This is a genomic window from Thermocladium sp. ECH_B, assembly GCA_001516585.1.
Classification (GTDB): Archaea; Thermoproteota; Thermoprotei; order Thermoproteales; family Thermocladiaceae; genus Thermocladium.
The window spans coordinates 16,223-37,441 of the sequence record LOBW01000009.1; the positions used below are offsets into that span (position 1 = coordinate 16,223).

Here is a 21,219-nt window from a genome sequence, read left to right on the forward strand (position 1 = left end):
GAGCCGGGGTCCGTGCTTTGGCTCCTCTTGACGACGGGGGCATGTAATTTGCGGTGCCAGTACTGCGGTGGGTCCTTTGAGAGCAGGGTAGTTCCATATAAGACCGCTTATGACTTGGATAAGTTAAGGTCATTAATGCGAAGCGACCCGGAGCCCACGGTCATATTCTATGGTGGTGAGCCGCTCCTCAATCCTGGATTCATAATGAGGGCCATGGATTCCTTGCCAGCCGCACGATGGGGCATCCAAACCAATGGCTTCTTCGTGGACCTCCTCCCGGATAGGTATTGGGAGAGGATGTCGGTCGCATTATTATCAATTGATGGACGGCGAGAAGTAACTGACGCCAATAGGGGGAGGGGCGTATATGATAGGGTCTCCCAATCCCTCAGGAAGTTGAGGAGGTTTAAGCTAAAGACCATTGCCCGAATGGCCGTGACTAACCTAACGGATATATATGTTGACGTGAATCACTTGCTTGATTTGGGGTTTGATCAAGTTCATTGGCAGCTGGACGTGATTTGGGGCAGGAAATGGGACGTGTGGAGTTGGGCCTCCGCTAATTACCTCCCAGGCATAAGGGGCCTCGTTAACCTATTCCTAACTAACCTAGAGAAGGGGCGAGTCCTCGGCATAATACCAATACTTGGAGTGCTCAGCGCGCACTTCTTTGAGCCATATAAGGCATCCCCCTGCGGCGCCGGCTACCGCTCAGTGGCCGTCTCCACGGATGGGCGAGTGCTTGCGTGCCCCATAGCGGTTAGGGAGAAGTGGGCCGTCCTGGGCCACGTGACTTCCGGGTTCAAGTTAATGGAGCCAGAGCTCCCCGAGCCATGCGCATCCTGCGAGTATAGGCGGTACTGTGGGGGCAGGTGCCTCTACGCCATAAAGGAGAATTATTGGGGGAAGGATGCGGAGAAGGTTGATGCAATCACCAAGGAAACCATTAAATCAATACTAAGCATAGTGCCTGCAGTGGAGCAATTGATTAGGGATGGAGTGGTAGCTAAGGAGTCGCTCAAGTATGATCCAGTGCTGGACTCAACAGAGGTAATACCATAGCGAAGCACTTAAAAATAGGGAATTAATCGACCAATCTTGAAGCCGGGTCGTCTAGTGGTCAAGGATGGTGGGCTCTGGACCCATCGACCCCGGTTCGAATCCGGGCCCGGCTACTAGAGAGATGAGCCTTGAAATCGCTCTTCCCCCTCGATTCCCTTTTACCTTGTTGCGGTTCAATGCGGTTCCCGTTACGGAAGGCATGTATTATTCCTCTGTGGCGTATGCTGTAGATGGTTGGCTGCTAGCTCATTAACATTGGGAACATCAGCGATGAGGGGTGTTAGGGCGAGGGACTTGGGTGTTGCCGTTAATCTAAATAATAATATGATTGGGTCAGGTAAGCGCCGCGTCGCCGAGGATCTACTCTGCCATGCATTGAAGTACCTGTCCGCTGAGGAGTTGGCCAAGCTACTTGGCCAGGTTCCTGAACTGGAGCCGGCCACCGCGAATGATATTGTTAGGATTATTGCCCGTGCCAGGGCTGACGCAAGCTTCAGGGAGGCTCTAATCGACCTCATGGCCAGGTACCTTGGGGGGTGCCTTAAGTCGATAGGGAGGGTGTGGTTAAGCATCCATGGGTCATTGACGTCAAGGTTGTGGTTAAGGGTAGGGTGAGTTACAGTGAGGTTTACACCGAATTAACCAGGCCACTTGAGGACGGCAGCAGGTTACTGAAGGCTGGTAGGCGTGGTGGGTTTGGGAAGGTGTTACGCAAGTTCAGTGCAAACTTCAGCGGAAAACCCGTGGGGAGTGGACTGTGCGAATTGATTAAGGCGAGGCTCCAATCCATGGGTGGGCGGATCTTCAGTCATGAGAGTGTTAAGGGTTGGTTGAGGGAGGTTGGTGAATTGCTTGGTTACCATGTGGTTGCTGAGTATGTGAGCGAGGGTTATAGGTTTGATGTTGCCTGGTGGAGCAGTGAGGGGGATTTCAGGGGGGAGGCGCCCTGCAGCGGTCTTCGAGGTTCAGCGTGGTGATAGTTTGGTCGAGGCCTTGGCTAGGCTTAATACATTGGATAAGTGGAACATCAACGGGTTATACCTAGACTGACCTCCTCCCTGTCACAAGCTTTTATCATTAACATTTCAACTGTATGTCACATGATGCGTCACGCAACAATTGCCGAATACTTTTGTCAAATGTTTCCTCATATAATAATTTTTATAGAATAAAAATATTTATTTATGTATTTATTGATCTGTTGCATGGTCATGTAAAATGGTTTGTGATACGTCATGTGATAAAAAATGGAAAGCTTCAGCGATGGGCTAAGATTTTTGAGGAGACGAGGGATGGGGATATACAAAAATTACGAATCTTTAAAAGCTAATTCTTTAAAAGTGTATGCTGTTTAACTGAGGCGTGGCATCTCTTTTGGAGCGTGGCATACCCATTGGTGAGGTTAATGAGCATTCAAGTGTTGAGAAGGGTCCTGGTAGGCCACCACATTGGGAGATGGTTTTCTGGTGGACTAGGAAGCCGCTTGCCGGCGCCAGAGCCGTAATAGCCGCATCGCTCCTACCTGATGATGCTTACCAAAACATGGGGCAGTTCCTAAGCGACCTATTCCCATGTAGGAGCGAAAAGAAGACCGTGCATAGTTGCAACCCATCACAACGCCTAATTGAGAGGCTTAAGGGGAAGAGGCTCCTCGACCCATTTGCCGGCTTTGGTTCAATACCGCTGGAGGCGTCTAGGCTTGGTGTTGAGGCTGTTGCCGTTGAGCTACTGCCAACAGCCTACGTATTCCTAAAGGCTATACTAGAATACCCAAGGCTCTTCAGGGATAGGCTAATTGAGGCTGATGGAAGGACCATAAAGGAATTGGGACTTGAGGATGCGGTCAAACAACTCAGCGGCAAGAGGGAGGTGAGCAATTCCGGCAGGTATAAGGTGCCTATGCTCATTTATGATGTTGCCAAGTGGGGCTCATGGGTAATCAACAGGCTCAGGGAGGATCCAGTGATTAGGGAGCTTTACGATGCTGATGTGTACATCGGTACGTGGGAGGTCAAGTGTCCAGTGTGCGGCAGGTACACGCCATTGGTTGGTAATTGGTGGTTGGCGAGGGTGAAGAGTGGCAATGGGGGCTATGAGAGGCTTGCCTGGATGGAGTGGCAAAACGGTGAAATCAAGATAGTTGACCTAAACGAACAATGCAGGCAGCAGAGGCCGGGGAGCTGCAATAACCTAAGCGCCGAGGTGACAACAAGAGGTGAGGAGGGTGGTTCCGTGGAGTGGGCGAACCAGAAGTTCGTTGTGCCGATAAAGAATGTGGATGTAAGGCGCGAGACCGCCCAGTGCCTGTACTGCAGGGCCGAGATAAATCACCGCGTAGTAAACGGGGAGGTGGTTAAGGGCAATAAGAAGGATAGTGATTGGTACGTGAAGTGGGCGCTCAGGCAGTGGAACGAGAATTACGAGAAGTACCTAAGGGGTGAGATCACGCTTGAGGAGTTGAAGCAATCACCAGCAAGGCCCACACTACTTGTTAAGATTTACGTCAAGGATGGAGACCTACAATTCAAACCAGCAACACAACAAGACACGGAGAAACTATGGAAAGCTACTGAGGAGCTAAGGAAGGTGTGGGGAGACCCGGACATACCAATTGAGCAAATTACGCCATATGGTAATAGATATCTATTTCCAATACTTTACGGCTTTAACAAATGGTTCAAGTTCTTTAACCCACGCCAGCTTCTCGCTCTAATCAAACTCGTCAAGTTGATTAGACAGACAGGGCATGCAGTTGAGGAAGAGAAGCTAAAGGAAAGTTGGAACGCTGAAGATGCGAGAAAATACGCAGAAGCAATAACAACGTATTTAGCAATCGCCTTAACAAATTTAGCAGATTTCAATTCTCTAACAACTTATTGGGAACCTGTTTGGTTAGGTAACAAGAGAACTATGGCATTCAGAGGAATTGCGATGACGTGGAATTGGATTGATTTATGGCCATTAGCTGGTATTACGGGTTCTTTAGCAAAAAGTCTTGTTAATGTTACTGAAAGTCTTGCTTATTTTGCAATTTCGTTTCAAACCTCTTATGGAAACAACCGTGTAATACTTGATGATGCTTCCGAGCTTTCTAGGCTTGAGGGTGAGAGGTTCGATGTAATAGTGACTGATCCGCCTTATGCTGATGATGTGCCGTATTCGGAGCTTAGTGATTTCTTCTATGTTTGGCTTAAGAGGGCTCTCAGTGATGTGGAAAATAATGAGTTAAAACCGCGCTTCCTGCCTGAGGCGTTTTTCGACGAGTTTGGCTTGGAGATACCGGCTCAGTGGCAGAGGTTTGCGCCTAAGGAGGTGAGTGAGAATGAGGGTCGGTGGAAGCACTTCGGTTTGAAGGCTACGTTTGCTGAGTTGTTAACGAGAGCTTTTGCCAATTGTCTGCGTTTCCTCAAGGAGGATGGGTTACTTATTATATATTACGTTGCTAAGAAGCCTGAGGCCTGGGCTGCGTTAGTTGATGCTTTATGGCATGAGAATGAGCTTGAACTTGCCGCTGCTTACCCAGTTGAGACCGAGAGTGAGGAGAGTGTTGTTGCTAGGGGTAAGGCTTCTGTATTAGGGGGCTATGTCTCGGCATGGAGAAGGCGAGCTGTGGAGAAGCCACTTGACTTAGATGCGGCCAGAGAGGAGGCGTTAAGGGAAGTCGTAGCGAGACTTGAGGGTAGGCTTAAGGTCTTGGGGGAAAGAGGCGGTGTAATTGCAGGCGGTGTAACTGCCTGGATTTACTCCTACTTAGCAGCTTTAGAGTACTTAACGGCTCACCACCCAGTACGGCTTGGTGGTGTGGAGCTTGATTCAGACGGTTTAATGAAGCAGGCTGTTACTCTTGCCTTTGAGGCACTACTGAGGAGCACTGGCATTAGATTAGTCGACCCAGCGGCTCATGCCTACTTGGCTCTTAGGGTTATGAGTAATGAGAATGGTTATGTAGATAGTGATACTTTATCATACGTTGAGAAGGCGGTTGGATTAGTGCACACTGACCTGGTTAAACTTGGCTTAATTAGGGAGACTGAGACCGGTGGGCCTAGGGTGGCTAGGCGTAAAACCTTTGAGGTATTGGCTCCGCATGATGATACTGTAGATGAGGTTAAGAGGGTTTATTCACTCCAACGTGGTAAGTCTAATGTGCTTGATTGCTTCAGGCAGCTTCAACTTAACGCCTTAGTTAGGGCTGTGGTTACATGTACCCCTGAGGTTAAGGAGGAGGCTCTTAACTTGGCTAGGGCGATGGTTCAACTTTCTAAAATAGGCTTACTCGATAAGGATGGTGCCGATGCGATACTTTCAGGGTCAATACTGGGTACTGAGTGGTGGTCGCAATGAGCGTGGAGAATTTGAAGCTGCTTGCTGAAGGGAGGATAAGCCCGGCTATTGATGTGTATGAGGTATATAGGGCATTATTTCTAAACGAGAAGCCTGAGAATGCGTATGAAGTGTACTGCGATCCGCAATCATTCTTCTCAATCACGTACATAACCCCAGCCTTTAAGCAGTACATGGAGGATTTCCTAACAAAGTTCAGCAGGGGTGATAGTGAGATTTACCTAATGCCGGCTCTAATGGGTGCTGGTAAATCACACTTCCTAGCATTCACATTACACCTCCTAGCCCTATACGGGCGGTGTAATGGTGTTGGGGATTGCGTTAGTAGGGAGCTGGCAAAGCACGGCATCGACCTAAGCATACCGTCGATAAGCAAGGTTCCTAGCGTCGCCGTTTTCAGGGGTAGGCAGAGGCTAGGGGATTTTGAAAGGAGGCTTAGGGAACAGAAAAACAAGGATGACTTAAGGAATATTGTTAGGAATAATGTGCCATTGGTTATTATTTTTGATGAGGCTCAGTTCTTCGAGATTGATGAGGGTGATGATTTCGTTGCTTGGATTCAGACCTTGGCTGAGGTTGTTCGTGAGGTACATGGATCATTCTTGTTCGTATCCTTCTCATTATTCCCAACCGAGAAAACTAAGACTGAGGAACCGGAGTTGGAGATACGTAGGTCGATAGAGGCCATTAAGAGAGTTGGTCCAATAATGGTCTCGTTAGATACGGTCGACAAAATCTCAGACATACTCAGGAGGTGGGGTAGAATAGCCATTAAGGAGGNTGACTTAGCTTACCTGAAGGGCCTGGTCAACGATGATGAGTATAGGCGCCTCAGTGATGAGTTTAGGAAGACATACCCCGTTAACCCAAGGCTTCTCGACGTCTTTCTAAAGCTTGCCGATGAGTCACTGGTCGAGAGAACTAGGATACAGTTAACGAGAGAGCTCCTCAGGATACTTGCACGTGCCTATTTAAACACGGATAGGGAGAGGGGAGAGCTAATAACCTTCGCTCACCTCCAGGAACCGGAGGAGTTATTGATAGTGGGCGGCCCTACGGCGTCAATTTGGAAATCGCTCCTTGATGCTTATAAGAGCGATGTGGAGAAGATTAAGGATAGAAACTTAGATAAGCCAGTGTACAAAGCGGTACTTTCAATGCTTAAGTACGTACTACTTATGACGTTTTACCTGAGACTCATGCCATCACTGAAGTCGTACCCCTCCGAACAGGACCTACATGTGGGTAGTTATAACAATTTGGACATTAGTACAGCTGTACTCAAGGAGGCGCTTGAGAAAATTAGTAGGGGTACACATGTTACAAAGGTTAGGGATAGATACATCTACTGGTTCCTAAGCGATGAAACCCAAGTCATACATGATGCAGCAGTTACGTACTCGGACATTGATGGCTTAGATGTAGCCGTTAATGAACTGATAGGTATTGTTAAGGATAGATCAGGTGCCTTCTCTAGAGTCCTCATCTCAGGGGTGAACCCTGAGTCATCGGGTAAGGTTACTGTGGTTATTGATAAGAATTCTTGGCAGAAGGAGCTGGGTAATAATAAGGGGTCGATACTTGCGGTGGATGTGCTTGGATTCGGCATTAGCACGAGGAGAAATAACTTAGTGGTTATATTGCCCAATGATGAAGTGAAGGTACTGTCTAGGGCGGCTGAGGTTCTTAAAGACTTCAAAATGGAGGTTAAGGGGGATAGAGGTTTTAGAAGTGCGGTTATTGACCTTGGCAGGGTAGTAAAGGCTATTGATGAAGTAAGTGGTAAGCTCCTGGATTACTTCCCTGATTTGCCTGAAATGGAGGATGAAAGTTTTAGAAGGGAGATGGAGGAGCTTTTAAAATCCAGGCTTAGTAATAGGAGAGCTGATGTAATATCTGTACTTAGGGAGGCTGTTAGAACATGGCTTAGTAAGGTAATTATTGGATTCAATGAGCAATCATTTAATAGATTTGATGATGCCTTAACAGAGATTGGTAAAAGAAAGAGAGAGATCATGGACACCCTTGCCGAGAAGGTCATCAATTTCAATGCAATTAAGGATTCAATAAGGCGGGGTAACTTCGTTAGGATTGATGATTTATGGAGCTTATACCTGAATAACCCTAATCTTCCACCTGTACCAATAGATTNCGATGAATTCCTAGGCTCCATTAAGAATTATTGTAAGAGTTATGTGTGTGTCTTCAAGATAAATGATGACTTAGTTTGGATACCAGAGTGTTCCGGTAAGGGTGAAGCACCAAGTTTAGATGAGAATAGTGGTGTCGCCCCCATATTCATTGGTAAGGAATCTAAGGAATTTATTGACTGGCCTGTTAGGCAGTTCCTCGAAAGGCTTCGTGAAATGGAGGGAGGCGCCACAAGGTATTACATTAGGTATAAGAGACCCAGCGGTGAGGATGTTAGGGTCAGTGTTGATGATGCTTTAAGAGAGGAGGAGAGGGGTGATTGGCCTTACTTCATGGAGGGTTGTTTCGAGAGGGAGGTCGTTAAGGCTTATATTCAAAAGGTTCTAGTTGATGGGGTTGAACAGCGTTCTATTAATAGACCTCCAGGCTCTAAGGTGAGTGTTGAGGTTATTGCGAGCGAGGAGATGAGTGAGTTAATCTACAGCATTAACGGTACTACGGGTAGGGTGTCCTCGCCAGGTGTCAGTCACCGTTTTGAGGTTGAGGTACCCAAGGAGCCGGGTGAACACGCGATTAGTGTTGAGGCTGTCTTTAAGGGTGGGGCTAGGGATCAAAGGACTGTAATAGTTTACGTTGGAGGTAGAACAAAGAAGGAGTGCATTAAATACAGTGTTTCTCAGGGTTATGTGGTCAAGAGGATTAAGGTGCTGAAGGCAGATGACGCGGCGAATTTATTGAAGTATTTGTGGGGTCAACGTAAACTCAACCTTATCCTTAGGATAAACACTGAGCAGGACAGTGAAGATAAAATTAAGTTGAGTGCAAGCTTTGGGGTAAGGGATACTTCTTACAATAATGTTTTACGTTTACTGGCAGCGTTAAGGGATATAACCCCCAGTGTGGAGGCGGTGTTTGAGTTTCGTGAACCTGCCATTGTGGATGATGATATGGCTCAGAAGTTTAAGGGTTGGTACCTGGAGTTCACGGTAATATGTGAAGAATAAAAATAAATCAGCATATACTGTATTGAGGGGAATGCATATATAACTGGGGTAGTGTTTCAATAAAGCAATTATGGTTTCATTAATAGACATATTGAGGCTTGCTGGTAAGGACCTATATAAGCATCAGCTAGATCTTGTGTCGGATATACTGTGGCTTCCAAGGCCTAGGTTTTTGCTTGCTGACGATGTTGGTCTTGGTAAGACAATACAGGCCTTACTGCTCGTTAAGGTCTTGATGGAGTTGAATAGGGTTAATAATGTCCTCATAATAGTTCCCCGCTCAGTACTTAATCAATGGTCTGATGAATTGGACGAATTTGAGATGCAGCATTACCTAATTGAATCGCCGGACTACCCACTGGGTTATCGAGTCTACCTGATCACGCTTGATAGGGCTAAGATGGTTGATTACATGAATTCACTACAGAAAATACAGTGGGATTTGGTCATAATAGATGAGGCTCATAAGATTAGGTTGAATAGGGAGAGGGAGAATCTTGCGTACCTATGCAATAGGGCTAACGGCTGCATCCTACTAACCGCAACACCACACACCGGTAACGAGAAAGACTACAGGTTCCTCACATCACTCGTTGATAATGTTGTTATTAGGAGGGAGAAGAGGGATGTGGAGGAGTATGAGGGTAGTAGAATATTCCCAAGGTTAAATTACTGGATTGTGCAGGTGAAGGCTACTAGAGAGGAGTCCCACGCACTCTACGAGATCCTTAACCTACTTAAGAGGACTAACATTGAGGATATTGTCCGTGTAGTTGTTGAGAAGAGGGCCATGTCAAGCCCACTATCCTTCTTCACAACCCTTAGGAGGGTTGTTGCCAGGGGTGGGTGTGGGGAGGAGCTCGAGGAGGGTGAGTTGGACTCCTGCCTAAGTGGTGTGACTGGTTGGAGGGATTTAATGGACTTAGCCAGCCAATACTCCAGTGCTGCAGATAGGAAGTTTGATACACTTAAGAGGCTACTGACTGATAGGTTAGTTGGCAAGAAGGTCCTTATCTTCACTGAATACGCAACCACTGCGGAGTACCTATTTCAAAGGCTCATGGGTGAGTTGGGTAATTGTAGGCTTATTGAATCATCCGATGGCTATGCTAGGGCTGACTGTGGCGATTTCGGCATCATGTATGCCACGTCTAGGGCTAGGGAGAAGATTGATGTTGGTGCCGTTGCCTCAAACCTAGCTGAGTCATCTAAGACGGCGGTATTCATATCCACCGACATGATGTCTGAGGGTGTTAACCTACAGGCCTTTAACGTGGTTGTTAATTATGAAGTTGTTTGGAGCCCGACTAAGCATGTCCAGAGAGTTGGGAGGATTTGGAGGTTTGGTCAAAAGGCCGATTCAGTCTTGGTTATCGATATGGTGCTTAGGACAACGCTTGAACGTGATGAGTACACAATGTACCTAGACCTCCTGGAGAAATTATATGAAATCTCACTTAAGGCCCTACCACCCCAAAGTTACGGTGAATTTGAGGTGTATGAGGTTGGTGAGGAGGGTGTGTTGAGGATAATGGAGGTTGGTTCATCGGTATTCCTCAGGGAGGATGAGGTGTATAATTACTCATTTAAAAACCGCTTAGAGGAATTGCGTAAGAGGATTGAGGCCATATTGAGGGAGAGGGAGAAGATTAGGTGGAAGCCTAGGCAAACCGTTGATGAAGGGCTACGAATCAAGTTAGGCTACCCACCCAGTGCTGATGTTGAACCAGGTGGCGGCTACTATATAGTTGACGTATCCTACCTTGTGGATGATGTGGAGGCTTATAGGGAGAAGTTGCTGGTCCGCCTACCAACACCACTAAGCAGGAGTAGGGAGGTTAAGGAGGCTTTGATTAGGGAGAGTGAGGTTAATTGGGATAGTGTGGAGGTTGATAGTGGTGAGGTGAAGAAGGATGAGACCGATGCGATTGAGACGAAGGTTTACACTGAACTATGGGTTGACCTAAGGCGCTACCTTAATGAACTGGATAAGTACCTAAAGATAGGTAAGCCAGGGCACAAGACACTCAGCATAAGTAGGGCTAGGATTAAGGGGGGTGTGCAAACCTCGGTGAAGTACCTGGAGGATTTCGAGGATATAGTCATGAGGGAGGTTAATTTCAGCAACCTAAGGCAGAAGACTGAGCTGACGGCTGCGGACTACGCTAAGAGGCACCTCCTTAGTATGGGCTATAAGGTAATTGAGGATTATAGGAGTGTCCCTAGGCCTTTTGATATGGTTGTCTCCAGGAATGGTAGATTATACACCGTTGAGGTGAAGGGTAGGTGGTTTCCACGGGAAAATTGGAGTCGTAGGTATGACGAGGCGGTCTCATTCACGGCTAATGAGATTGATTGGGCATCGAGGTTCCCAGATAGGCACATTGTGTGCATAGTGTACATTAGCGAGGGGAACCCAGAAGTAAACTGCATAACCTTTGAGGAATTTCAAAGAATGTGGGTGCTTGAAACAGTCAGAGGACTTGAATACAAGTACAATGCCCGCATTAAAAACCGTGAACAACAATCAACGAGTTGAGGAAGGCCTAGGCTTAATCCTGATGTAGAACTCAGGCTTGCCCCTACCCGTGGTGTTCTTGTAGTGTTGGAATATTCCACCACATTTGTTACACTTATACCTCGTCACCACATAAAACCTAAATTTCCAAGTCTTAATTGGCGTTAAGCCCTCCGAGCCACAGTAAGGGCACCTAGGCATTAGTAGGTAACTGTTGCTGTTAATTTGAGTGTTTCGGTTACAATTAATCCCACCTCACCCTTAATCCCTTAGCGTCGATAATTCCCTTACCTCATCACTGTATTTTGCCAAGGCATCTCTAATTTCCTTAACCATCTTAGCGGTCCATATTCTAACCCTGTCCATTAACTCATGGAATGAACCCCTTAATTGAGGTTCAACAAGCCTACGAGCCTTACCTGTATCCTCCTCTTCCGTGACCACTAGGTATAGTCCATTGATGTTCCACTTATCCAGTGCATGCTTAAGCCTAGCCAAGGCCTCGACCAAACTATCACCACGCTGAACCTCGAAGACCGCTGCCGGGCGCCTCCCCCCTGAAATCCCCCTCACTGCTCCACCAAGCAACATCAAACCTATAATCACTCTCATACTCAGCCTTGGTGTAGTAACCAAGCACCTTACCGATCTCAGCCAACTAGTCCTTAACACTCTCATGACCGGAACCGGATGTGGCGGAGGGAACTCCACGCTTTAGTCTAGGCTTGATTCTTACGTAGTACTCGGGTTTGCCCTTGCCCGTGGTGTTTACGTAGTGGTTAAACTCCCCACCACACCTGTTGCACCTATACATTGTCACATCATAGAACCTGAACCTCCAGGACTTAATCGGCGTTAAGCCCTCAGAACCACAATAAGGGCACTTAGGCATCATTATACAACATAATTCAAGATAGATTTATGCATTTCGGTTATGAATCTTTGCGCTAAGTGTTTTAACTGGCGTTTTTCCATGCCTCATCAAAATTCTCAACAAACTGATAGACATCTAGGGGGTTAGTTTTCAATTCAATATTCTCCGTGTTCTCAACCAGCCCCTTCACTGTTAGGTTCATGGAACCTTCAAGAACCAGTGCATCATCTATTATGTAGACTTTTGCGTGTAGGTTATCAAGCGACTTCACTTCAATACCGTTGCCGACTAGTTTGCTCTTAATAGTCTCGCTTTCGTTAAGCTTTCTCCTATCTATGATCACTTTAACACTGAGATTCCTATTCCCCTTAATTTCAATTAACCTATCAGCCATGTGGTCATCGATGACGTAAGTCATTATTTTTATACTTCTTGTTGCTAATCCCAGCAATTTAAGGAACAAATCCAATCTATCACGGCTGGGGTTAAGCAGTGTACTATTCACATCTCTCTGCGTATCATCAACCAGTTTTTTCAATTCACTAAGTACATGGTAAAGTAGGGATCTTGAAGTGGTTACAATTTGATTAAGGGAATCACTACACCCCTTCTCAAGCATTACGCAGTAGTTGCAGGCATCCATACATATAGGCACATTGGCTAGGAAGTCCTGGGCATCATCAGGATTCACCTGATTACTACTTACCAAATCCCAAACAGGAATCCTCAATGTCTGCGCATTAATAATTATCTTATGGCTATTATATGCATTAAAAACATACTTATCCCAAATACTCCTCAAGGACTGATTATTAATAATATTATTAATGTATGAATTACCAATACTTATTTGTTTACTAATTCTATCCTCACATTTATCATGCATAATTTTTATATGATTCAGTAATTCATCAAGTATGTTTAATCCTGGAAAGACGCTAATTAATGTTTCCCTTTCAAGAAGCCCTAAACCACCTTCACCTAATTCGTATACGGCTACGGTTACATACTCATCATCAATGTCGTAGTAATAATCAAGTGTTCTTGATGGTTCAACCTGAAGCTTTGCAGATAGGAATGTCAATAATACATGAGCCAATGTATGTGCAAAAACCCTAACCCCATAATTAATGAAATCATCATTTTCCAAATCACAATCATCACCTTTCATTAACATATCCGCTGCATTCAATATTCTGCTGTATAGGTATTCATCACCCCCCTTAGACACCTTATACTTTAAACAAATGTAGTTACTCACCTGCCTATTACTCCTAAGTAAATTGCTGATAATATTCTTAATAACGTTTTTATTGAAGCGAAGAACGAATGCCTTACTATCAAGCAGCTTAAGACCTAGTTTATAGCTTCTAATTCTAATTGATAATTCAGATTCACGTATAAATAACCACCGATACCGTTCACGTGGCATGAAAATTGCCTTATCTATACTGAGCAGTACCCATGCATTATCAATACTCATCTCAATCCCCCTATTCACACTACCATTAATGATAACTGGATTAATGAGTAATGGCTTAGATCGAATTAAATATGCATTTTTACTTATAGATAGGTTTATGTTATAAATCCTCATATATGAATCATTAATTGGTTTAAGGTATTTGAAAGTTTTACTGCTAGGATCAAAACATCTATTCCACAATGGGCAATTATAATTCTCGCACTTAGCACTCGTAGTTATTGGCACATAACCAAGGATACACACGTATGTTGATGAACCTTGCCTAGTTTTTATAGCCTTATCATTAATCATGAAAACTGTGGAAGGCTGCTTACCCTTCTTTTTCCATGTCCATCTGATGTCCTTATCCGAGACATTCTGTAGTTTAATCCTATAAGGAACAATAATTTTCGCCTCCAGGTGTTCATATCCTTCAACGTGTTTCTCATCAGGTATGAATATGAAGTAGTCATGATCCTTCTTATACAGTGTGAATGGCAGTAAGGAGTATAATAATTCAATTGCCTCCACAGATGTTTCAAAGTTTGTATTCTCAAATTCAAGCATCATATATTTAATAGGCTTATGTTGAATAACATTAACCGGGATACCTGTATGATTTTGCACAAACTCAAGGACATTCTCATCTACAAGTCCGCTGAGGCCTTGAACATACATTAATTGGACACAGTTCACATAATTTTGAAATAACTGTGTGAGATCGTTATTCATGCAGGCATTAAACCAAGCATTAACCCCCATAACTGCGTTTAAGGCGTTAGTGAAGCCGTTAACCATCCCCTTTGGCATTGCCGATTCTATGTCACTGGTCATGTTTTTGATAAAATTGCATAAATTAGTGAACTCCAACTCTATAGCATTCTTATACTGGGGATCTAATAAACGCTCATCACTGACATTCTTCAACCTCTCTGAGTACACCTCTAGTTTTCTAGATAAATCGCGCGCCTTATTTTCCCCTAATAACAAATACATAAACATTTGAAGCCTTACATTAATATTAGATGGTAAAGATACTAAGTCATGGTGTAGTTTCTCTAAGCCTTCTTTGGAGCATTGCGCATTACTTTGGGTTGTTATTTGGGTTACTATTTTATTAAGTTCATTGATTAACTCTGTTGAGAAACCCTTATTTCGAATTGCGTAATTTATTAATTCATTTATTATTTTTATCTTATCATTAACGTTTATATTTCTTGGCATTGCATCACCATTTGGAGTAGTGTGTATCTCCTCCATCATGTTTATAGTTTATCAGTAGCTTGTAGAATTCATGCTTTGGTTGGAGCCTCATGTTTGATAGGTTTACTGGTGGTTTCGGCATTTTATCGACGTTTATTAATCTTTGTTGTAGATCCTCATCATACATGTAGGCTGCTGATGATGGTGATTGGGATAGAATGAGAATGCCAATAACTATCCTATTGCTTTCAGGATTACGTCCAGCCCTACCAATCCTCTGTATGAAACTTTCACTCCTAATTGGTAGCTTATACTGAATGATTGCGGAAACATCAGGTACATTAATGCCTAACTCTAGTGTTGAGGTTGCTAGGAGCATTCTTACATCACCCCTCATGAACCTACCGAATAACCTAGTCCTTATGGCACCACTGTGCCAAGCATGATGGAAATCAATACTATCCTTCAACTTACCTAAGAAATTCTGCCAATCATTTAAAACCCCAGGGTCTAATAAATGATCCCAGAGCGAATTACAATCAACACCATACCTTAAATACTTCCCTCCTAATTGATTAACTAAGTGGTCTACACCTTTTCTAGTGTGGTACAGTATTATATCGCCTGGTGCTTTATTTAGATCAAACCCACCTCTTTCCAGTATTATCTCCTTAATGTAATGCATGAGCCTTGAAATCTCTGACCTACTATCAACGAACATTAGAGACTTATTGTAAAACTTATAGGACCATAGCAGTGTTATTAATGCAGCGAATTGCGCTATTGTTTCAGCTGAGAATTGTGGTGTTGGTAGCAGTAGTATTGGAATCACTAATTTATGGGTATTTGTTCCGTAGGAACTGTAAATATAACGTGTAAAATTCGCCTTACCTACTAGTTCCTCGGCGAATTTTAGGGGTGATGGAATTGTGGCTGATGATATTACCCAGGTAGGTTCATGATTATTAAATGCCTTCACGTAATCATTAAGTAGCCTAATGAAGAGCGCTGTATCACCGCCCTCTAGGTTTGTATATACGTGTGCTTCATCTAGGATTATTACATTANCCCTTTCTAATAAGGTACTTAAATCAACCTTTTTATGTAGTAACCTAGTTAACACCACAAACCTGTTAGTTATTACTATACTGGGCTTCTTATCCAGGTCCCTCTTAAACACGTAGAGGAAATCAAATCTATGCCCATTACCACATACGATACCTAGATTGGGATCAAATAGTAGATCACTTTTATCTATAGNGCACCTCAGTGATTTCTTAGCAATTCTCTCATCACTTAATGGTGTTCTTCCATTAATTTGAGATGGGTCATATGCATGGTCACCATCAATAACCATTAATGTTGGCTTCTNGAAATTAAGAATTTCCTGCCACTTGTAGTTCTTGAGCTCGTCTCTAACGTATTGTATATACCTTATGAAGCTGTTTGCCTGGTCTTCAGCTAATTGTTTGCGTGGATAGATTATTAAGGCTCTATTACCCAGTAATGATTCGAACATGGCCATGAACATGAAGATCAGTGTCTTGCCGCTACCCGTTGGTGCATCTATAATGTAATTCTTATCATTGCCTAGACATCTATTTTTAACGTATTCAATTATGTAATCCCTTTGAAATTCACTAACTCCCCTTACATCTACATCCCTCTTAAGTGCGTTAAGGATCACCTTTGCAGCCTCTTTAAACTTGTTATCTTTACAATTCAACTGGTTAATATCATTAATTAGACTACTTATTGGTACATTAAACTCAAGTATAGGTTCCTCAATACCTGGTAGCTTACCATCACCTAACACCTTATACTCAACCATCGGTAGGTAGTTATGGAAGGGTAGAAACTTCATGTTAATCAATGTCTTAATGAGAAGTCCATGCATCGTATGCTTCTCACCGCATGAATCTTCGGAAATTAACCCAGAGATACTAGGATACTTATCTTGCACTGACTTGATTGTTTCCTCAGTAAGCCCCTTCCCTTCTAAAATGTATTTAACATCATCCCTTACAAGTTTTTGGTAAGCATTAATGAATTCATAATTCATTAAAGCATTATAGAGACTCATGTATTATTAAATTTTCTTCTTCAACATCCCTTACACTTACCTTAATTTATTGCAAAACAGGATCATATAATTGTAATAATCATTATAGTTGCCAATTCTACTTCTTCTTTTCCTAACATTAACTTCCTTCACTTCCTTAATGTTAAAGTACCTCTCAATCACAGATTCTATACTCTCAGTNTGCTTGGATTTTTTAAGTATAAATATTGCATTACTTTTAGCCACCCTGTAAAATTCAGCCATATGCATGTTTAACCTACTTAGGTAATCATTAATGGTGAAACCCCTGTTTCTATTAATTATTAATTCACTCTTTAAAACTTCATCATAATCGTTAATGCCTAGTAGGGTTGCAAATATGAAGTATAGTTCACCATATTGGATGTCGGTGGGATATGGTGGATCGGTTATAATGTCGACTGACTCATCGGGTAATGGTAGATTGCCAGCATCAGAGTTTAGGAAGGCTACATGGGCGTCTCCACTTATGACTTCATCAACGTTACCAACCTTATAGTGAGATACCTTACAGCGATTAAGCATCATTAACTTTACATCAATGATGCTGAGTGAGTTAAATTCAATAAATCTACCTGGTAACCAGTAAGCTGGAATCGCCCATGACGGCTTCCACTTCCTGCCATGCATAATAACGCTCTCCTTACTTCTTGGGAGGAATGCCATTTTACTCAGCAGGTATATGACCGGTATCATCATGTACTTAGCTACTTCAGGGCAATCGGAAATTGCATCAAGTACCATGCTTAATGTAAGTGCGCCTTGTCCAGTGAATAAATTCCCAAGTTTTAAATTCTTCCTTGCTTTAAGGAATGGTTTATCGCCATAAGTCAATTTCAAATTAATCCACTTAGGCATCAATGACTCGCTTAACGAAATGTCGCTTGAATTGACTACATGTCCACACTTTAGGTGTGATACCACAGTCCCATTATCATAAACTCTAAAAACAACCTCTGAGGTTAAACCACAATTAGGGCAGTATTCACGGTAAAGTTCGGCCAAATCACTAAGTTTAGACTTGACTTTAATTAAGCACTTCCTTGCCTCGTTAATATCCTCACTACTTCTAGCTATGTTATACCTGGCTACTAGGCGGGCTATTGGATTTAAATCATTGTATATGGCACGCTTCCCAAGGATTAGCATTGACTTAATGAGCTCCCCAGACCCACCATAAGGGTCGAGGACCACGTCATGAATAACACCACTATAATCCTTAAGCACATCCCTAAACGCCCCCGCATGCTTAATACCCCAGTAACTAACGTAACACATTAGCTAAGGGAGGTATGGCGCTGAATTAAAACGTAATGAACAATAACGGCATGAAGTCCATAAATCACGATTAAAAAAGAAGATATACGGTGATTTTAATAAGGCGAGAAAAAGCAAAGGAGTCAAGTATGTTTTTATCAATACAAGTCAGCTAAATACAACAAACTCTAGGTGCATGCTTCGGGTACCATTGTCTTAATTCCTCACGCCTAGGTGGTGTGGTTAATGATGCTTAGTGAGGGTTGTATTCACCTAGCTGGGATGGTGATGTATTGTTTAATCATAGGTTTATCGCATTACCACGGTGATGAAAGAGCCTCAATAACGGAATCGATTAGGGAAACCAGCCGATTATAGCTGAGACTTGTTGTTAAGGGGTTTGTTGGCTTATGGTTTTTGTTGCATTCGCAAAAAATGATGTTAAGGTGTCTATGATTTCACTAAGCCTATCTTTAAGCCTATCTTTAAATAGTGATAATACGCATTGTCGCATCAATTGCACAAGATACTTATCATACTCCTTCGGAATATTGTATGAGGTGCCACTTGCCATGGCCTTTATAAACTTGAGTAATTGGTCGAGTGCTTGTATGAGGAGTTCGGCGTTATTCATGGATTCCTCCAGGTACCTTGAAATCTCTGAGTACTTCCTCATACCCTCATCATCCACCGGTGGGCACTTGCTCTTATCCTCAGCTAGGCAGTACCTAACTGCCAGGTAATGACCGCTATAACCTGGTCCTCGGCATGCTGGCTAATTTAATGGCACTAGGCATCCGCAAGGCCGGCAATAAACCGTCCTTGCACTAATTATTCGATGGGCCCAGCATTAAGGGTAAATAAGTTGCTCTATGGATTCTGAAAAACCCTTAAATATCGTTCTTTAGCGTCGTGATGCATGGGTAAATATGCCTTTATAATACTATGTAATCCTGAAGACCTCTCAGAGGCGGTTAGGGCTGCCCATGCCTTGCATTATGCCGTCCAACTTAAACGATTAGGGCATGATGTGGTGGCTTACTTTGATGGGCTGGGCTCTAAGATACCCATAGCCGATAGTCCCTACAAGGGTTTAAGGCCTGCGTATGAGGCTGCCCAGAATGAGGGGGTAATCTATGGGGCCTGTGGATACTGCGCCTCACCGCCTCACTTGAATATTAAGGATAAGTTAAATGCGGTTAGGGTTAGGTTAATTGGCGATGAGGAGCATCATGAGGATTTGTCGATGTTCATAAATAATGGGTACTCAATCTTAGTTTTTTAAAGAGGAATCACTAAAATTCTGCCTTCATTATGGCTAATAGCCCCACGTTTAAACCATAATAACTCAACCTCTTCGCTCCTATTTACATCCCTATGCCTAGGTCCGTGATCTGGGGATCACCGTATCTCTCCCCTCCTGTCCCTTGCTCTCAGGGAGCTCCTGTCCCTCCTGAGGCTCAACAACTTGGCCACCTATACTGATGGGGAGGAGGTTTCGGCAAGTGCTGCTTCCCTGGGGGCTGCTCCAGATCGCCCGGCCCATAGCCCTTAACTATAACCCTCGACCTATTGCCTCATATTTGTAATAATATTCAGTTCCTTATTTCTTAACCAAATGGTTAAATATATTAAATAACTTCTTCATAGAATAAGTTCAAATCATAAAGAGATTATAATTCGCAAAAGATCCTTGAATCGCCCCGTGATAAAACTAACGGCAAGCCTCGCCCCTTTAGGGCGGGGCAAGGCTTAAATAAGGAAGACTATTCCTCCTCAAGATGTCCTCTTCCGGTCAATTTCTTGGGAATGGGGGGCGGGGGCCGACTTCCCCCGCAATACCGGGAGAGGACATCAAAGAAGTTAAATGCAGTAACAAGAGAACCATCGTGATTCGCCTCCTACCAAACGGCTTCCAAGAAAGAAAACTCAGAAGACTAGCCGACGCCTCTGCCAAACTCTTTAACGAGGTTAATTATGAGAGGAGGCAGCAATTCTTTCGCGGTGAAAAAGTGGACTTCGAGGGAACGTGGGGTAAATGCTACGAGAAGTACAAGGAAGAATTGGGGGTCAACGCGCAAGCAGTCATGCAGAAGAACAACGAGGCGTGGGGTTCATTCTTCTCCCTATTGAGGTTGAGGAAGGAAAACAAACTACCATCTCACATGAACCACGTTTCACCGCCGAAGTATTGGAAGGATGGGGAGACTGGAAAGAGAAAACTCCTCCTAGTCATTAGGCAGGATAGGTATGTCGTGGATGAACAGAAACTAGTCCTAAAGGACTTCGGTCTCGAAGTGGAGTTCGCCGGCAGATTGAGGTGGCACGGCAAGCAAGGCAGGCTGGAGATTTATTACGATGAGGTTGGAAATGCTTGGTATGCCTCCATTCCCGTGGAGGTTGGTGTTGAGAAGACTAAAACGGGAAGGAGGAGTAAGCACGTCGTGAGGGGTGAGAGGAAGAGCATTCAAGTTAAATCACCGAAGGGTAATAAAGCAGCATCCATAGATCTAGGCATCAATGTCTTGGCGAGCGTGGTGATTGATGATGGTTCTTGGCTTCTTTATAAGGGGGTTAGGGCGAAGGAGGATTACTTCTATTTCGGGAAGAGGATAGCTGAGGCACAATCCTTGTCAGACAAGATGATGAACCTAGAGGAGTATGAGGCGTATTATGAGCTTAATAGGGAGAGGAGGAGACTATTCAAGAAACTAACTAGGAGGCTTCTTCACTTGTATAGGAATTTCGCTTCTCACTTGCTTAAGACGCTTCACGAACGAGGCGTCTCAGCCATCTACTTGGGCTACCCCTTCAATATCGCTCAACAAAAGGGTAATAAGTTCACGGTGAACTTGTGGTCTTATCGTAAACTCATGGAGGTCATTGAGTTGAAGGCTCAAGAATACGGTATTCGTGTGTTTGAGGTCATTGAGTATAATACGTCCAAGTATTGTGCTTATCATGGTATTGAGGTTGAGAGGGGGCCGAGAGGCGTAATCAACTGTCCTAAAGGGCATAAATTGCACAGTGACTTGAATGGTGCTTTAAATATATTGAAGAAGGCTACCGGCATAACGATCTCGACGATTAGGAGGCCTCTCTCCTTTATCGTGGATCATAATCGAGTAGCGCCCGTGAAAGGGGCGTAACCCTCTAGACCTCGGGGAATCCTCGCCCTCAAGGGCGGGGAGGAGGTCAGATAGATATAAGGAATGTGATTAATCACTTCTCGAGGGGGGA

The 21,219-nt window shown here is 43.9% G+C and carries 14 protein-coding genes and 1 tRNA gene; 9 read left to right on the forward strand and 6 right to left on the reverse strand.

Annotation, left to right across the window (positions count from 1 at the left end; all coding sequences use genetic code 11):
* Nucleotides 1-12: 12 nt before the first annotated feature.
* The 7 genes from AT710_02085 to AT710_02115 all read left to right on the forward strand — a co-directional run bounded on the left by AT710_02085 (nt 13) and on the right by AT710_02115 (nt 11,100).
* Complete coding sequence (locus tag AT710_02085) at nt 13-1,062, forward strand: radical SAM/SPASM domain-containing protein (protein ID KUO92816.1); 1,050 nt, start codon at nt 13-15, stop codon at nt 1,060-1,062.
* A gap of 40 nt (nt 1,063-1,102) precedes the next feature.
* Nucleotides 1,103-1,175 (forward strand) — tRNA-Gln (locus tag AT710_02090).
* 121 nt (nt 1,176-1,296) lie between these two features.
* Complete coding sequence (locus AT710_02095) at nt 1,297-1,677, forward strand: hypothetical protein (GenBank protein ID KUO92817.1); 381 nt, start codon at nt 1,297-1,299, stop codon at nt 1,675-1,677.
* Nucleotides 1,659-2,039, forward strand: a complete 381-nt coding sequence (locus tag AT710_02100; GenBank protein ID KUO92818.1) for a hypothetical protein — start codon at nt 1,659-1,661, stop codon at nt 2,037-2,039. Before AT710_02095 ends, AT710_02100 begins: the two co-directional genes overlap by 19 nt.
* A 385-nt stretch (nt 2,040-2,424) precedes the next feature.
* Nucleotides 2,425-5,406: a DNA methylase gene (locus tag AT710_02105; GenBank protein KUO92819.1), complete on the forward strand. Its 2,982-nt coding sequence runs from the start codon at nt 2,425-2,427 to the stop codon at nt 5,404-5,406.
* Nucleotides 5,403-8,561, forward strand: a complete 3,159-nt coding sequence (locus tag AT710_02110; GenBank protein ID KUO92820.1) for a hypothetical protein — start codon at nt 5,403-5,405, stop codon at nt 8,559-8,561. Before AT710_02105 ends, AT710_02110 begins: the two co-directional genes overlap by 4 nt.
* 70 nt (nt 8,562-8,631) lie before the next feature.
* On the forward strand, nt 8,632-11,100 hold the full coding sequence (locus AT710_02115) for a helicase (protein ID KUO92821.1): 2,469 nt from the start codon (nt 8,632-8,634) through the stop codon (nt 11,098-11,100).
* Nucleotides 11,101-11,340: 240 nt separating this feature from the next.
* Here AT710_02115 and AT710_02120 read toward each other — a convergent pair whose 3' ends face one another.
* The 6 genes from AT710_02120 to AT710_02145 all read right to left on the reverse strand — a co-directional run bounded on the left by AT710_02120 (nt 11,341) and on the right by AT710_02145 (nt 18,553).
* Nucleotides 11,341-11,670 (reverse strand): hypothetical protein, encoded by a 330-nt coding sequence (locus AT710_02120; GenBank protein ID KUO92822.1) that lies wholly within the window; start codon nt 11,668-11,670, stop codon nt 11,341-11,343.
* Between the two features lie 67 nt (nt 11,671-11,737).
* Nucleotides 11,738-11,971, reverse strand: coding sequence for a hypothetical protein (locus tag AT710_02125; protein KUO92830.1), 234 nt, complete (start codon nt 11,969-11,971; stop codon nt 11,738-11,740).
* 64 nt (nt 11,972-12,035) lie between these two features.
* Nucleotides 12,036-14,681, reverse strand: coding sequence for a hypothetical protein (locus AT710_02130; GenBank protein KUO92823.1), 2,646 nt, complete (start codon nt 14,679-14,681; stop codon nt 12,036-12,038).
* On the reverse strand, nt 14,647-16,683 hold the full coding sequence (locus tag AT710_02135) for a hypothetical protein (protein ID KUO92824.1): 2,037 nt from the start codon (nt 16,681-16,683) through the stop codon (nt 14,647-14,649). The genes AT710_02130 and AT710_02135 overlap by 35 nt, the downstream gene beginning before the upstream one ends.
* Before the next feature lie 57 nt (nt 16,684-16,740).
* Nucleotides 16,741-18,000, reverse strand: a complete 1,260-nt coding sequence (locus AT710_02140; protein ID KUO92825.1) for a hypothetical protein — start codon at nt 17,998-18,000, stop codon at nt 16,741-16,743.
* A gap of 370 nt (nt 18,001-18,370) precedes the next feature.
* Nucleotides 18,371-18,553 carry a hypothetical protein gene (locus AT710_02145; GenBank protein ID KUO92826.1) on the reverse strand — a complete coding sequence of 61 codons (183 nt, stop codon included), beginning with the start codon at nt 18,551-18,553 and terminating at the stop codon, nt 18,371-18,373.
* A gap of 345 nt (nt 18,554-18,898) precedes the next feature.
* On the opposite strand from AT710_02145, the gene AT710_02150 reads away from it, so the two are divergent.
* Together AT710_02150 and AT710_02155 are read left to right on the forward strand one after the other, a co-directional pair.
* The gene (locus AT710_02150; GenBank protein KUO92827.1) at nt 18,899-19,264 is read left to right on the forward strand and encodes a hypothetical protein; all 366 of its coding nucleotides are present in this window, start codon (nt 18,899-18,901) and stop codon (nt 19,262-19,264) included.
* Between the two features lie 496 nt (nt 19,265-19,760).
* Nucleotides 19,761-21,128, forward strand: a complete 1,368-nt coding sequence (locus tag AT710_02155) for a transposase (protein ID KUO92828.1) — start codon at nt 19,761-19,763, stop codon at nt 21,126-21,128.
* The last annotated feature ends 91 nt before the right edge of the window (nt 21,129-21,219 follow it).